At 65.7% G+C, this 15,361-nt stretch carries 13 protein-coding genes; all 13 read left to right on the top strand.

The window, feature by feature from the left end; all coding sequences use genetic code 11:
• Positions 1-27 precede the first annotated feature (27 nt).
• The 13 genes from AC4GYS_RS00475 (at position 28) to lpdA (ending at position 15,270) form a co-directional block, all read left to right on the top strand.
• Entirely contained in the window at positions 28-2,718 is a 2,691-nt protein-coding gene (locus AC4GYS_RS00475; RefSeq protein WP_491107158.1) for a bifunctional [glutamine synthetase] adenylyltransferase/[glutamine synthetase]-adenylyl-L-tyrosine phosphorylase, read from the top strand.
• Entirely contained in the window at positions 2,715-3,173 is a 459-nt protein-coding gene (locus tag AC4GYS_RS00470; RefSeq protein ID WP_491107157.1) for a peroxiredoxin, read from the top strand. The genes AC4GYS_RS00475 and AC4GYS_RS00470 overlap by 4 nt, the downstream gene beginning before the upstream one ends.
• Positions 3,174-3,209: 36 nt before the next feature.
• The gene (locus tag AC4GYS_RS00465; RefSeq protein ID WP_491107156.1) at positions 3,210-3,677 is read left to right on the top strand and encodes an MgtC/SapB family protein; all 468 of its coding nucleotides are present in this window, start codon (positions 3,210-3,212) and stop codon (positions 3,675-3,677) included.
• Positions 3,678-3,751: 74 nt separating this feature from the next.
• Entirely contained in the window at positions 3,752-4,534 is a 783-nt protein-coding gene (locus AC4GYS_RS00460) for a succinate dehydrogenase iron-sulfur subunit (RefSeq protein ID WP_491107155.1), read from the top strand.
• A gap of 85 nt (positions 4,535-4,619) precedes the next feature.
• Complete coding sequence (locus tag AC4GYS_RS00455) at positions 4,620-5,078, top strand: PaaI family thioesterase (RefSeq protein WP_491107154.1); 459 nt, start codon at positions 4,620-4,622, stop codon at positions 5,076-5,078.
• Complete coding sequence (gene zapE / locus AC4GYS_RS00450) at positions 5,075-6,181, top strand: cell division protein ZapE (protein WP_491107153.1); 1,107 nt, start codon at positions 5,075-5,077, stop codon at positions 6,179-6,181. The genes AC4GYS_RS00455 and zapE overlap by 4 nt, the downstream gene beginning before the upstream one ends.
• 64 nt (positions 6,182-6,245) lie before the next feature.
• Complete coding sequence (locus AC4GYS_RS00445) at positions 6,246-7,385, top strand: hypothetical protein (RefSeq protein WP_491107152.1); 1,140 nt, start codon at positions 6,246-6,248, stop codon at positions 7,383-7,385.
• Positions 7,386-7,518: 133 nt separating this feature from the next.
• Positions 7,519-8,484, top strand: a complete 966-nt coding sequence (gene mdh, locus AC4GYS_RS00440) for a malate dehydrogenase (protein ID WP_491107151.1) — start codon at positions 7,519-7,521, stop codon at positions 8,482-8,484.
• Positions 8,481-9,365: a succinate--CoA ligase subunit alpha gene (sucD, locus tag AC4GYS_RS00435; protein ID WP_491107150.1), complete on the top strand. Its 885-nt coding sequence runs from the start codon at positions 8,481-8,483 to the stop codon at positions 9,363-9,365. Before mdh ends, sucD begins: the two co-directional genes overlap by 4 nt.
• Positions 9,366-9,423: 58 nt before the next feature.
• A complete protein-coding gene (locus AC4GYS_RS00430; protein WP_491107149.1) occupies positions 9,424-9,711 on the top strand; it encodes a GIY-YIG nuclease family protein in 288 nt (95 codons plus the stop codon).
• A gap of 56 nt (positions 9,712-9,767) precedes the next feature.
• Positions 9,768-12,599, top strand: a complete 2,832-nt coding sequence (locus AC4GYS_RS00425) for a 2-oxoglutarate dehydrogenase E1 component (protein WP_491107148.1) — start codon at positions 9,768-9,770, stop codon at positions 12,597-12,599.
• A gap of 18 nt (positions 12,600-12,617) precedes the next feature.
• Entirely contained in the window at positions 12,618-13,868 is a 1,251-nt protein-coding gene (odhB, locus tag AC4GYS_RS00420; RefSeq protein ID WP_491107147.1) for a 2-oxoglutarate dehydrogenase complex dihydrolipoyllysine-residue succinyltransferase, read from the top strand.
• A gap of 10 nt (positions 13,869-13,878) precedes the next feature.
• Entirely contained in the window at positions 13,879-15,270 is a 1,392-nt protein-coding gene (gene lpdA / locus AC4GYS_RS00415) for a dihydrolipoyl dehydrogenase (RefSeq protein ID WP_491107145.1), read from the top strand.
• Positions 15,271-15,361: the final 91 nt, after the last annotated feature.

Here is a 15,361-nt window from a genome sequence, read left to right as displayed (position 1 = left end):
CGACGCTTTGGGGCATGGCGTGGCATAATGAACGCACCGGTCGCGCACTCGAACCGCCTCGACGCTTTGGACCGTGCGCGGCGCTTCTCGCCCTTTCTGCGGCACGCGATGGAGCGTCATCCCGATGTCGCCGATCGGTTCGCGACAAACGGCGCTTCGGCTGCAGCGGAGGTTGCGCTGCAAGTGGACGCGCCGGCGCTCGCCGAACGTCTGCGCCGCCAGCGCATAAGGCTCGCGCTGGCGGTTGCGCTCGGTGATCTGTCCGCCGAATTGACCCTGGAAGCGGTCACCGGGTTGCTGTCCGACTTCGCGGACCGGGCGATCGATCTCGCGCTGCGCCAGGCCGTCGATGAACGGATGGGGGAGGGCAGCTTCGCCGGTCTGACCGCACTGGCGCTCGGCAAGCTCGGCAGCCACGAACTCAACTATTCGTCCGACGTTGACCTCATCCTCCTGTACGATCCCGGCACCTTGCCCCGGCGCGGCCGCGACGATCCGGCGGAAGCCGCCGTTCGCTATGGCCGCCGGCTGATCGAACTGCTGCAGCAGCGGGACGAGCATGGCTATGTCGTCAGGGTCGACCTCCGCCTCCGCCCGGCGCCGGAAGTCACCCCGATTGCGCTCGGCATTGCGGCGGCGATCTCCTATTACGAAAGCTCGGCCCTCCCGTGGGAGCGGGCCGCCTTTATCCGGGCCCGGCCCTGCGCCGGCGACCTGACCCTCGGTCGCGAATTCCTCGACGCGATTCAGCCGTTCGTCTGGCGGCGCAGCATCGACTTCAACGTCGTCGACGAAATCCGCGACATCTCCACCCGGATCCGGGATCATTACAACCAGGGGCAGGAGTTCGGGCCTGGATACGATCTTAAGCGTGGGCGGGGTGGCATTCGCGAGGTCGAGTTCTTCGCGCAAATCCAGCAGCTTATCCATGCCGGGCGGGATCCGCGCCTGCGTGCCCCGGCAACCCTCGATGCATTGGCGGCGCTGCGCGATGCGGGCAAGCTTGGCGAGAACGACGCCAAAACCCTGGCGGAAGCCTACCGGCGACTTCGAACGGTCGAGCACCGGGTGCAGATGATTGCCGACGCGCAGACTCATCTTCTGCCACCGGCCGCGTCGGCATTAAACGACGTCGCCAGGCTACACGGCCTTCGCGGGGGCGAAGAGCTGCTCGCCTGGCTCCGACAGCCCGTTGCCGATGTCGAGCGGCTCTTTGGCGAGCTCGCGGACGACCGCGCGGACCGGCTCAGCAACGACCCGCAGGTGCTTGTCGCCGAGCTTGGCCGATTGGGCTATCCCGAGCCGGAGGCAGCAGCGACCCGCATCGCCGAATGGCGCTCGGCCAAGGCCCGCTCGCTTCGCTCGGCTGCAGCGCGATCGGCGTTCGAGAAAATGCTTCCCGGCCTGATGGAGGCGTTCGCAGCCGGCCCCGATCCGGCCCGGGCGATCAACCGTTTCAGCGATCTGGTCGATCGCCTCTCCAGCGGAGTCAATTTTTACCGCCTGATCGCCGCGCAACCTGAACTCGGCAAGCTCCTCGCCACTGTCCTCAGCCACGCCCCGGCACTGGCCGACCAGCTGACCCGACGCCCAGAGTTACTCGACGGGCTGCTCGATTCATCAAGCTTCGGCCTGCCGAATTCTGCCGGCGAATTCGCCGACCGCCTGCGCGACGTCATCGTTGGCCTGCCCTATGAACAGGCACTGGATCGGGCTCGCCGCTTCATCGGAGAGCGCCGCTTCGGCTTGGGAGTGCAGCTCGTCAGCGGGTACCGCGACCCGATCGAGGTCGCCGAAGGCTACAGCGATGTGGCGGAGGGGTCGCTCATCGTGCTGGCCGAGCTGGCGACAGCCGATTTCGAACGCAGCCACGGCCGGATCGCGGAGGCCGAGCTGATGATCCTGGCACTCGGCCGGCTGGGTGGGCGAGCGTTGACCCACGCGTCCGACCTCGACCTCATCTTCATTTACGATGCGCCACCGGACACTCGGTCGGACGGCGCGAAGCCGCTGGGGCCCGCCGATTATCATAACCGACTGGCCCGCCGGATCATTGCTGCAATGAGCGTGCCGACCGCCGCCGGCCCATTGTACGAAGTCGACACCCGCCTTCGGCCGCAGGGCGAGGAAGGCATGCTTGCGGTCAGCCTCGACGGGTTCGACAATTATCAGCGGAACGAGGCCTGGACCTGGGAACATATGGCGCTGTGCCGGGCCCGCCCGCTGGTCGGATCGGAAGACGGCAAGCGCCGTCTGGCCGGCATAGTCCGCTCGATCCTCGCCACCCCCCACGATGCGGACAAGGTGCGCGCGGACGCGGCAGGGATGCGCGCCGAGATGGCGCGGCATAAACCGCCCGCCGGGCCGCTGGACATCAAGCTTGGACCGGGCGGCCTGGTCGACCTGGAGTTTGCGATCCATACGCTGCAGCTGTCGTGTGCCTGCGGACTGGATCCGCGGCTGGAGGTCGCAGTGGAGCAGCTTGGCGAGGCCGGGCAGCTCGACGCCGATCAGGTCGACGCCGATCTGCGGCTGCTGTCGCGAATCCTCGTCTGCCTGCGGCTTCTTGCCCCGCGCACCACCAACCCCGAGCCGCAGAGCCAGACGCTGCTGGCACGGTTGTGCGGACAGGGTGACTGGGACGGGCTGCTTGCGGCACAGGACGCCGCGCGGCAGAGGATCGCCGCGCTATGGCAACGGGTTCAGGAGGGAAGATGATCGAGGAAGGACAAAAGGCACCGGCATTGACGGTCGCCTCGACCGATGGGGGAAGGGTCGACCTTAATTCGCCGGGAGGCCCGCTGGTGCTCTATTTCTACCCCAAGGACGACACGTCCGGCTGCACCCGGCAAGCACAGGACTTCACGGCGCTGGCCGACCAGTTTGCCGCTGCCGGCGCGAAGGTGGTGGGCGTTTCGCGCGACCCCGCCGCCAAGCACGATAAGTTCATCGCCAAGTACGACCTCAAGGTGCCGCTGGCGTCGGACGAGGACGGCGCCATCTCCGACGCTTTCGGAACCTGGGTGGAAAAGTCGATGTATGGGCGCAAGTATATGGGGATGGAGCGCGCGACCTTCTTGATCGGCGCCGACGGGACGGTCCTGCGCGCCTGGCGCAAGGTCAAGGTTCCCGGCCATGCGGACGAGGTACTGAAAGCCGTTAAGGCCGCGTAACGGAGCTTTGTTGCGTGACCGTCGTTTGACGGTTCCATGACAGACCTCCTCGGCGCTAACAGCTTCGACTTCCTGCCCCACCTGCTGCCGATGGTGGTCGCCTATCTGCTGGCGCTGCCGATCGGTTGGAATCGCGAGAAGGCGGAGCGTAGTGCGGGCCTGCGCACCTTTCCGCTGGTGGCGGTGGCGACCTGTGGCGTCATCCAGGCGGCCGAGGGGCTGGTCGGCGACGAAGCCGAAGCGATGGCGCGGATCATCGAGGGCTTGATCACAGGCATGGGTTTCATCGGCGGCGGTGCGATCCTGAAGGTCAAGGAAAGCGTCCGCGGGACCGCCACCGCGGCCAGCCTGTGGGTGACGGGCGCCATCGGGATCGCAGTGGGACTGGGCAGCATCGACGTTGCCGTGGTGCTGACGATCATGGCTTTCGTGACGCTCTATTTCCTGTCGCCCTTAAAGCAGATGGTGGACCCGGAGCCCGAGGCTCCACGCGCCGATCGTTAGTGCTTAGGGAGGGCTGGCGTTCGGCCGTCGCGGCGACTATCTCGCGCGCAACACCAAGAGGTTCAATAGCGACAATGGCCGAGTTCACGCTTCCCGCAAACAGCAAGATCACCAAGGGCAAGACCTTCAAGTCCGACGGTCCGCGGGACAGCGTCAAATCGTTCAGGATCTATCGCTATGATCCTGATAGCGGAGCCAATCCGCGCTACGACACCTATGAGGTGGATACGTCCGAGTGCGGACCGATGGTCCTCGACGCACTGATCAAGATCAAGAACGAGATCGATCCGACCCTGACCTTCCGCCGGTCGTGCCGCGAGGGGATCTGCGGCAGTTGCTCGATGAACATTGCCGGTCGCAACGGCCTCGCCTGCACCACGGCGATCGATGACGTGAAGGGTGAGGTGCGCATTACGCCGCTGCCACACTGCGACGTGGTCAAGGACCTGGTTCCCGATTTCACGCACCTGTATGCGCAATATTCGAGCATTCAGCCCTGGCTGAAGACTGCCACCCCGGCCCCGTCCGGCAAGGAGCGGCTGCAGTCTCCGGAGGACCGGGAGAAGCTGAATGGCCTGTACGAGTGCATCCTGTGCTTCTGCTGCTCCACCAGCTGCCCGAGCTATTGGTGGAACGGCGACCGCTTCCTCGGGCCGGCTATCCTCCTTCAGGCCTATCGCTGGCTCGCCGACAGTCGTGACGAGATGACCGGTGAGCGGCTCGATCAGCTCGAGGACCCGTTCCGGCTTTATCGCTGTCACACCATCATGAATTGCGCGAACGTCTGTCCGAAGGGCCTCAACCCCGCCAAGGCGATCGCCGAAACCAAGAAGCTGATCGCCGAACGGGCGGCCTAGCGGTCCCGGAGCGCGGCCACGCCGACGCGGATTGTTCTGCGTCGGCCTGCTTGCCCGTTCGACCAACGCCAACTAACCCCCGCCCATGAACGATGCCCCCCAACGCCCGGACGGAGCGCGCGAAGATCCCGACCATCCGGGCTGGTACAGCTGGTTCGACGTACCGCCAGACAGTTTCGCTGCCGCGACCGGTAAGCTGATCTTCCGCCCCGATGGCCCCGGCCGCGGCGTGGTCCGGATGTTTCCGACGGAAAAGCACTTGAACCTCGGCGGCTCGCTGCACGGCGGCGCGGTCATGAGCTTCATCGACATGGCCCTGTTCGGCGGCGGGCGGTGCGCGGGCATGGAGCGCGCGCACTACGTCACGCTCGACCTTACGACCCATTTCATCGCCCGGGGCGAGGCAGGCAAACCGCTCGACGCCCATGTCGAGCTCGTCCGGCAAACCCGCAGCCTGGCCTTCCTGCAAGGCGTTGTGCGGCAGGGCGGACAGCCGTGCTACAGTTTCACCGGCACGCTGAAGAAGCTTCGCGATCGTACATGAGCGGACCTGTCGCGGCCGCCTATGCCGAGCTTCTGAACGCCGGCGAACTCAAGGCCGATCCCCACCAGCAACGCGCCGTCGTGGCGCTCGACCGCCTTGCGCATGAACTTGCCCGCCCGAATGGGGGCTTCCTGAAGCGGCTGCTGCGCAAGACGGAAACCGTCTGCGGGGTGTACCTGTGGGGTGGGGTCGGGCGCGGCAAGTCGATGCTGATGGACCTCGCCTTCGATCATGTCCCGGCCGTGACGAAGCGCCGCGTCCATTTCCACGCTTTCATGCTGGACGTGCACCAGCGGCTACGCGCGGCGCGGGCGAGCGGGCAAGGCGACCCGATCCCGCCGGTGGCGGAAAGCATCGCCGCCGAAGCGAGGCTGCTGTGCTTCGACGAGATGGTGATCAACAACACCGCCGACGCCATGATCCTGTCGCGCCTGTTCACCGCTTTGCTCGAAGAGGGCGTTGCCGTCGTCACCACCTCCAACCGGCCGCCGCACGATCTTTACAAGGACGGGCTGAACCGCGAGCTGTTTCTGCCGTTCATCGACCTCATCGAACGGCGCATGAACGTGGTGGAGCTCAATGGTCCCACGGACTATCGCCTCGACCGTCTGGGTGGCGTCCGGACGTGGCACGTCCCCAATGGTCCGGAGGCCACCGCCGCGCTCAGTCAGGCCTTTTTCCAGCTTACCGACTATCCGGTGGAGGACCGGGCCAAGGTCCCGACCGAGGAGCTGGATGTCGGCGGCGGCCGCACCTTGCACGTGCCCAAGAGCCTCAAGGGCGTGGCGGTGTTTTCCTTCAAGCGATTGTGCGGGGAGGCGCGCGGGGCAGCCGACTATCTGGCGATCGCGCAGCGCTTTCACACCGTCATCCTCGTCGGCATTCCGGTCATGGGTCCGGACAAGCGCAACGAGGCCGCGCGGTTCGTCACGCTGATCGACGCGCTCTACGAGCATAAGGTCAAGCTGCTGGCAGCCGCCGATACGGAACCTGCGGACCTCTATCCCGTGGGCACGGGCGCATTCGAATTCCAGCGCACCGTCAGCCGCCTGGAGGAGATGCGAAGCGCCGATTACCTCGCCCAGGGTCATGGCGCTGAATGAAGCTCGGCCGTTAACCTTGTTTTAGGCGCGAAGCGCGCAGACCAGGCCCGGTAAGGGGACGGTAATGGCGACGCACGCGGCCGAGGCACTGCTGACGAAAGGCGACGCCGGTCCCGCGCACTCGGAACGCTATCTGTTCAGTCCGCTTATTGACTTCCTCTGTCTTGGGGGAAGCACGCTGCTGCTGTTGCCGGTCGTTCTCGCGCTGGGGGGCAGCGACGACTACGCCGGCATGGCGGCAACCATGCTGATCGTCGCGCACCTGCTCAACCACCCGCATTTCGCGGCCAGCTATCAGATTTTCTATCGCGGCTTTCGCCAGAAGCTGAGCGGGCCGCTGGGACGTCGCTTTGCCTTTGCCGGGATCATCGTGCCGGCGCTGCTTTCGATCTTTTTCCTGTACGGGACGCTGACCTCCAGCACGCGGCTGCTGGGCTATGCCGCCAACCTGATGGCGCTCGCCGTCGGCTGGCATTACGTCAAGCAGGGCTATGGCATGCTGATGGTCGACGCGGCCCTGAAGCGCCGCTTCCTGGACGATCGCACCAGGTCGGTCCTGCTCGTCAATTGCTATGTGACGTGGGTCGCCTCGTGGCTTGGCTTCAATGCGGTTGCGAGCCAGCAGGACCTGTGGGGCCTTGCCTATTACAGCTTCGCTATTCCGCAGCCGATCATCACGGCGGCAGCCGCGGCGGCAGCTTTGAGCGGCGCGGTGGCCGTATGGGCGCTTGGCCAGCATTGGCGTCGCTCCGGCGCGCTACCCGTGAACGGCGCAATCGCTTATTTCGTCAGCCTCTATGCCTGGCTGATGTTCATCACCATCAATCCCATCTGGGCGTTGATGGTGCCAGCGCTCCACTCGCTCCAGTATCTTGTCGTGGTGTCGCGCTTTCAGCTGAACTACGAGACGGCGCAGCTGGGAACCGACTCATACAAAGCCAGGTCGCTCGTGCGGCGCTACTTCGGCAGCCACCCGTTGCCGCACATGATCGTCTTCTTTCTCGTCGCCGCAGCCCTCGGCTGGGTCGGATTCTGGGGTCTTCCGACCATCCTCGATGGCCTGGTGCCTTATGATGGCACCGCGCTGACCCCGACCCTTTTCCTGTTCTTCTTCTGGACTTTCATCAACGTCCACCACTACTTCATGGACAACGTCATGTGGCGGCGGGAGAACCCCGATACGCGCCAATATCTCTTCGGCTAGCGTTATCGCCGCCAAGCAGCCCGCGAGCGTCCGTCATCGGGTTGCCCCGACGCGCGCTCCGGTCTAGAGCGCCGCGCAACGCCGCCCGTCCAGGTCGCGGCCTTTCATTTCAGAAGGGAAGCTGGTCCCCCTCATGGCTCGCAAGAAGATCGCCCTCATCGGCGCCGGCAACATCGGCGGCACCCTCGCTCACCTCGCCGCCCTGAAAGGGCTTGGCGACATCGTCCTGTTCGACGTGGTCGAGGGCGTTCCCCAGGGCAAGGCCCTGGACCTCAGCCAGTGCGGCCCGGTCGAGGGCTTCGATGCCAGGATCACCGGTTCGAACGACTATGCCGATATCCGGGGCGCGGACGTGATCATCGTCACCGCCGGCGTCGCCCGCAAGCCGGGCATGAGCCGCGACGACCTGCTCGGCATCAACCTCAAGGTGATGAAGGCGGTCGGCGAGGGCATCAAGGCCAACGCGCCGGACGCCTTCGTGATCTGCATCACCAACCCCCTCGACGCGATGGTCTGGGCGCTGCGGGAATTCTCCGGCCTGCCGCACAACAAGGTGGTCGGCATGGCCGGCGTGCTCGACTCCTCGCGCTTCGCCCACTTCCTCGCCGAAGAGTTCAAGGTGTCGGTCAAGGACGTGAACGCGTTCGTGCTCGGCGGCCACGGCGACACGATGGTGCCGGTGACCAGCTACACCACCGTCAGCGGCATCCCGGTCGACGACCTGGTCAAGATGGGCAAGTCGTCCAAGGAAAAGATCGACGAGATCGTCAAGCGCACCCGCGGCGGCGGCGGCGAGATCGTCGCGCTGCTGAAGACCGGCTCGGCCTACTACGCACCCGCGACGTCCGCGATTGCGATGGCCGAAGCCTACCTCGGCGACCAGAAGCGCATCCTCCCCTGCGCGGTCTATGTCGAGGGCAAGTACGGCCTGGACGGCCTGTACGTCGGCGTGCCGGTGGTGATCGGTGCCGGCGGCGCAGAAGAGATCATCGAGATCGCGCTCGACGACGAGGCGAAGGGCAACCTTCAGGTCAGCGTCGATGCGGTGAAAGAGCTGCTGGAAGCCTGCAAGCAGATCGACGGGAGCCTCGGCCAGTGAGCATCCTCGTCAACAAGAACACCCGCGTCATCACGCAGGGCATGACCGGCGAAACCGGCACCTTCCACACGCAACAGGCGCTCGCCTACGGCACGCAGATGGTGGGCGGCGTGACGCCGGGGAAGGGCGGGACGACGCACCTCGACCTGCCGGTGTTCGACACGGTGGCCGAAGCGGTCGAGAGAACCGGCGCGGATGCGAGCGTGATCTACGTCCCGCCGCCCTTCGCCGCGGACTCGATCCTGGAGGCGATCGACGCGGAGGTGCCGCTGATCGTCTGCATCACCGAGGGCATTCCGGTGCTCGACATGGTCAAGGTCAAGCGCGCGCTGACCGGCTCCAAGTCGCGCCTCATCGGGCCGAACTGCCCGGGCGTGCTGACCCCGGACGAGTGCAAGATCGGGATCATGCCGGGCAACATCTTTTCCAAGGGCAGCGTCGGCGTTGTCTCGCGCTCGGGCACGCTGACCTATGAGGCGGTGTTCCAGACCACCAACGAGGGCCTCGGCCAGACCACCGCGGTCGGGATCGGCGGCGACCCGGTCAAGGGGACCGAATTCATTGACATGCTCGAGATGTTCCTCGCCGACGACGAGACCAAGAGCATCATCATGATCGGCGAGATCGGCGGCAGCGCGGAGGAAGAGGCCGCGCAGTTCCTCGCCGACGAAGCCAAGCGCGGCCGAAGCAAGCCCACCGTCGGCTTCATCGCCGGCCGCACTGCGCCTCCGGGCCGTCGCATGGGCCATGCCGGCGCGATCGTCGCCGGTGGCAAGGGTGACGCGGATTCCAAGATCGCCGCGATGGAAGCGGCTGGCATTCGCGTGTCTCCAAGCCCATCTGAGCTCGGTCGCACGCTTGCGGAGCTCCTGAAGGGCTGAAATTGTACCCCGGCGAAGGCCGGGGCCCAGGAGCCCGCAAGGGCTTCAAGGTGCAAAAATGAAGAACGGCTTCGTGTACATCATGGCAAGCCGCAAGAACGGGACGATATACATCGGATCAACCAGCAATTTGCCGAAACGCGTGTACGAGCACCGCAAGGGCTTAATTAACGGCTTTACCAAGGAAAATGGCTGCAAGCTGCTGGTGTGGTTCGAGGCTTACGATGATTTGCAGGAAGCGCGACGCCGCGAACTGCAGATGAAGGAGTGGAAACGGGCTTGGAAGATCAAACGGATCGAGGAACGGAACCTCGATTGGAGTGATCTCTACCCGAACTTGTTCTAATCCCGGCTGCCGCCGGGCCTGGGCCCCGGCCTGCGCCGGGGAGCAATGAGGCTGAAGTGAACGAGCTGTACGAGACCGAACAAGGACCCAGCTGGCAACGCCCGAACTGGCCGTTGGCGGAGCTCGACGAGGTCAATCTCGGGCTCGATCCGACCGAGGCGACGATCGAGCAGGTCGCGGCCAAGGCCAAGGAAGCAGCCAGGGCTGCCGGCGTAACCGACGAAGCCGCAGTCCGCCGGGCGGCCGAGGACAGCATCCGCGCGATGATGCTGATCCGCACCTATCGCGTGCGTGGCCACCTGGCCGCCGACCTCGATCCGCTCGGTCTGGCCAAGCGCGAGTTACCCGCGGACCTGACGCCGGAGTTCCATGGCTTCAGCGCCGCCGACATGGATCGCCCGATCTTTATCGGCGGGACGCTTGGCCTCCAGGCCGCGACCGTGCGGGAAATCGTCCGCATCCTGCAGGCCAACTACTGCGGCAAGGTCGGCCTGGAATATATGCACATCAATGACCTGGAGGAGCGTCGCTTCCTCCAGGAGCGGATGGAAGGCCGGGACAAGGCGATCAGCTTCACCCCCGAAGGCAAGCGCTCGATCCTCGAAAAGGTGATCCACGGCGAGCAGTGGGAGAAGTTTCTCGCCAGGAAGTATGTCGGGACCAAGCGCTTCGGCCTCGATGGCGGCGAAAGCATGATCCCGGCCCTGGAAGCCGTGATCAAATATGGCGGCCAGCTGGGCGTCGAGGAAATCGTGGTCGGCATGGCCCACCGCGGCCGCCTCAACGTGCTCGCCAACGTCATGGGCAAGCCCTACCGCGCCATCTTCAATGAATTCGCGGGCGGCAGCGCAAACCCGCAGGACGTCGGCGGCTCGGGCGACGTGAAATATCACCTCGGCACCTCGTCCGACCGTGAGTTCGACGGGATCAAGGTCCACCTGTCGTTGCAGGCCAATCCGTCACATCTCGAGGCGGTCAATCCGGTCGTGCTCGGCAAGGCGCGCGCGGTGCAGACCATCAAGGCCGATCCGGAAGGCGACAAGGTGCTGCCGGTGCTGCTGCACGGCGATGCGGCGTTCGCGGGGCAGGGAATCGTGTGGGAATGCCTCAGCTTCTCCGGCCTGCCCGGCTATGGCACCGGTGGCTGCCTGCATTTCGTCATCAACAACCAGGTCGGCTTCACCACCAGCCCACAGTTTGCGCGGTCCTCGCCCTACCCGTCGGACGTGGCCAAGGGCATCCAGGCGCCGATCCTGCACGTCAACGGCGACGATCCCGAAGCGGTCACTTTCGCCTGCAAGCTGGCGATCGAGTTCCGGCAGGAATTCAACCGCGATATCGTGATCGATATGTGGTGCTATCGTCGCTTCGGCCACAACGAGGGCGACGAGCCGAGCTTCACTCAGCCGCTGATGTACGACGCGATCCGCCAGCATCCGCCGATCAGCGACATCTACGGCAAGCGGCTGGTCGCGGAAGGCGTGATCGACGCCGGCTGGCAGGAAGCGAAGACCGCCGAATTCACCGCCTTGCTGGAGGGCGAGTTCGCCGCGGGCGCCAGCTATCTCCCGAACAAGGCGGACTGGTTCGAAGGGCGCTGGGCCGGCCTCAACCGTCCGACCGAGCCGGTCGAGGGCCGCCGCAACACCGGCACCGCGCTCGACGAAAGCGAATATGAGGCGGTTGCCGCCAGGCTGACGGCCATCCCCGAGGGGCTGACGGTCCACAAGACCCTCACGCGCATTCTCGATGCCAAGAAGGCGGCCTTGGAGAGCGGGCAGGGGATCGACTGGGCGACTGGTGAGGCGCTGGCGTTCGGCGGGCTGCTGCTTGAAGGGCACAACGTTCGCCTGTCCGGCCAGGACTCGGGCCGGGGCACCTTCAGCCAGCGTCATGCCGTGTGGACCGACCAGCAGACCGGCCACAAGTTCGTGCCCCTGACGACGATCGACGGCGGCCGGTTCGAGGTTCGCGATTCTCCGCTGTCCGAATTCGGCGTGCTGGGCTTCGAATATGGCTACAGCCTGGCCGATCCGCGGACGCTGGTGCTGTGGGAAGCGCAGTTCGGCGACTTCGCCAACGGCGCGCAGGTGATCATCGACCAATTTATCTCCAGCGGAGAGGCCAAGTGGCTGCGAGCCAGCGGGCTCGTCCTGTTGCTGCCGCACGGCTATGAGGGCCAGGGGCCGGAACACTCCTCCGCCCGGCTGGAGCGCTATCTGCAGCTGTGCGCCGAGGACAATATCCAGGTCGCCTATCCGACCACGCCGGCCAACTATTTCCATCTGCTGCGCCGCCAGCTGCTGCGCGACTTCCGCAAGCCGTTGGTGGTGATGACGCCCAAGTCGCTGCTGCGCCACAAGCTGGCGGTCTCGACCCGCGCCGACTTCACCGGCGACAGCCACTTCAAGCGCATCCTGTCCGACCTCAACCCGCCTGCGGATGGCACGACCCGCCGGTTGGTCCTGTGCTCGGGCAAGATCGCCTACGAACTGATCGAGGCTCGTGACGCCGCGGGCGCCAGCGATGTGGAGGTCCTCCGCATCGAACAGCTCTATCCCTTCCCGTCCGAGCCGCTGGTCAAGCGGTTGAAGGCGATGCCGAACCTGCAGTCGGTCGTGTGGGCCCAGGAAGAACCGCGCAACAATGGCAGCTGGTTCTTCGTCGAGCCGTTCATCGAGGCTTGCCTGGTCGAAAGCGGTCATAATCTTCGGCCGCTCTATGCCGGCCGAATGGCCGCCGCATCGCCTGCGACAGGCCTTGCCAAGCGCCACGTCGCGGAGCAGGCCTCGCTCGTTGCCGCTGCCCTTGGTACGAGCGAGGCGAAAGCCGATGCGGCGGGCAACGCGGCGGATACGGTGCGCAAAGCCGGCAAAGCCGGAAGCTGATCGAGCAAAAGGAAAAACATGCCGACCGAGGTCAAAGTCCCGGCTCTGGGAGAAAGCATCACCGAAGCCACGCTTGGAGCGTGGATGAAGAAGCCAGGCGACGCCGTTGCCGCTGACGAGCCGATCGCGAGCCTTGAGACGGACAAGGTCTCGGTGGACGTTCCCTCCCCGATCGCGGGCGTCTTCGGCGAGGCGCTGGTCAGCGAAGGCGAGACGGTCAACGTCGGCGCGGTGATCGCGACCATCGGCGAGGGCGGGGCCGCCTCTGCTCCTGCGCCGGCAACTGCCAGTGCTCCCGCGCAGGCGGAGGCCCAGACCGAGACGCCGGCCGAACCGGCCGCCGCGCACCCGATGAGCGAGGCCGAAGCTTCGTCGTTGCGCCTCTCGCCCGCCGTTCGTCGGGCCGTGCTTGAGGCGGGGATCGACCCCTCGTCGATCAAGGGCTCGGGCCGCGACGGCCGTTTGACCAAGGACGATGTGATTTCCGCGGCCGAAGCGAAGAAGGCGGCCCCCGCGGCCCCCGCGGCTGCTTCGCAACCGGATCAGGCTCCCGCTTCCTCGGGAGCGCAACGGAGTGAAGAGCGCGTGAAGATGACGCGCCTGCGCCAGACCATCGCCACCCGGCTGAAGGAAGCGCAGAACACCGCCGCACTGCTGACCACTTTCAACGACGTGGACATGAGCGAGGTCATCGCCGCCCGCGCCCGCTACAAGGACCTGTTCGAGAAGAAGCACGGCATCCGCCTCGGCTTCATGGGCTTTTTCGTGAAGGCGGTTGCGCTTGCCGCGCGGGACGTGCCGTCGGTCAACGCCCGGATCGAGGCCGACGAGATCGTCTACCACAACTACCTCGACGTCTCGGTCGCCGTGTCCGCGCCCAAGGGCTTGGTGGTGCCGGTGGTCCGCTCGGCCGACCAGATGAGCTTTGCCGAGATCGAGCAGGCCATTGCCGGATATGGCAAAAAGGCCAAGGACGGCACGCTTACCGCCGACGACATGAAGGGCGGGACCTTCACCATTTCCAATGGCGGCGTGTTCGGCTCGCTGCTGTCGACCCCGATCATCAACCCACCGCAGTCGGCGGTGCTCGGCATGCACCGGATCGAGGAGCGGCCGGTCGTAAAGGACGGCCAGATCGTCGCGCGGCCGATGATGTATCTGGCGCTTTCCTACGACCACCGGTTGGTCGACGGCCGCGAGGCGGTCACCTTCCTCGTCCGCATCAAGGAAGCGATCGAGGATCCGACTCGTCTTCTGATCGACCTCTAAGGGATCACCCATGGCAGACTATGATTTCGACGTTCTGGTGATCGGCGCCGGCCCCGGCGGTTACGTCGCCGCGATCCGCGCCGCCCAGCTTGGCCTCAAGACCGCCTGCGCCGAAAGCCGCGAGACCCTTGGCGGCACCTGCCTCAACGTCGGCTGCATCCCGTCGAAGGCCCTGCTGCATGCGTCCGAGCTGTTCGAGGAAGCCGCGCACGGCCACATGGCCGACTGGGGCATCACCGGCGAGTTCAGGCTCGACCTCGACAAGATGCACGCCGGCCGCAAGGACGCGGTCGGCGGCCTCACCAAGGGCATCGAATTCCTGTTCAAGAAGAACAAGGTCGAATGGCTCAAAGGCCGCGCCACGTTCGAGAGCAAGGACAGCGTGAAGGTCGGCGACCGCACGGTCCGCGCCAAGAATATCGTGATCGCCACCGGCTCGTCGGTCACGCCGCTGCCCGGCGTCGCCGTCGACCAGCAGCGTATCGTCGACAGCACCGGCGCGCTTGAGCTGCCGGAAGTGCCGAGCCACCTCGTCGTCATCGGCGGCGGCGTGATTGGGCTGGAGCTTGGAAGCGTGTGGCGCCGGCTCGGAGCCAAGGTCACCGTGGTCGAATATCTCGACCAGATCCTCCCCGGCATGGACGAGGAAGTCCGCAAGGAAGCCAACAAGATCTTCAAGAAGCAGGGCTTTGCATACAAGCTCGGCACCAAGGTGACCGGCGCTCAGGTGAGTGGCAATGGCGTCACCGTGACCGTCGAACCCGCCCAGGGCGGAGCGGCCGAGACGATCGAGGCCAGCCATGTGCTGGTCTCCATCGGCCGCCGCCCGAACACCGACGGGCTGGCGCTCGACAAGGCCGGGCTGCAGGTCAACGCCAAGGGCCAGGTCGAGATCGACCACAGCTTCCGCACCGCCGTGCCCGGCATCTGGGCGATCGGCGACGTGGTCCCCGGCCCGATGCTCGCCCACAAGGCAGAGGATGAGGGCATTGCGGTGGCCGAGAACATCGCCGGCCTGACCGGAATCGTGAACCACGCGATCATCCCGTCGGTGGTCTACACCACGCCGGAAATTGCCGGCGTCGGCCTGACCGAAGAACAGGCGAGGTCCGAGGGCGAGGTCAAGGTCGGCAAGTTCCCGATGATGGCCAACAGCCGCGCCAAGACCAACCGGGAGCCGGACGGTTTCGTCAAGGTCGTCGCCGATGCCAAGACCGACCGGGTGCTTGGCGTGTGGATGATCAACAACCTGGCCGGCACCATGATCGCGCAGGCCGCACAGGCGATGGAGTTCGGCGCCACCAGCGAGGACATCGCCTACACTTGCCACGCCCATCCGACCCACGCGGAGGCCTTCAAGGAGGCGGCGATGGCGGTGCGCGGAAAGCCGATCCACATCTGACGGACGTCCCGGCGAAGGTCGAGACCAGCCGCCGGTCCAGCGCGCCGCCGGGCCGGCTGGACCCCGGCGTGGGCGCAGGTACAAGCTAATC

It is taken from the genome of Sphingomonas sp. SP1, from assembly GCF_058313395.1.
Note: the sequence above shows the minus strand (reverse complement) of the source record. Positions and strands in the feature narration are given on the sequence as shown.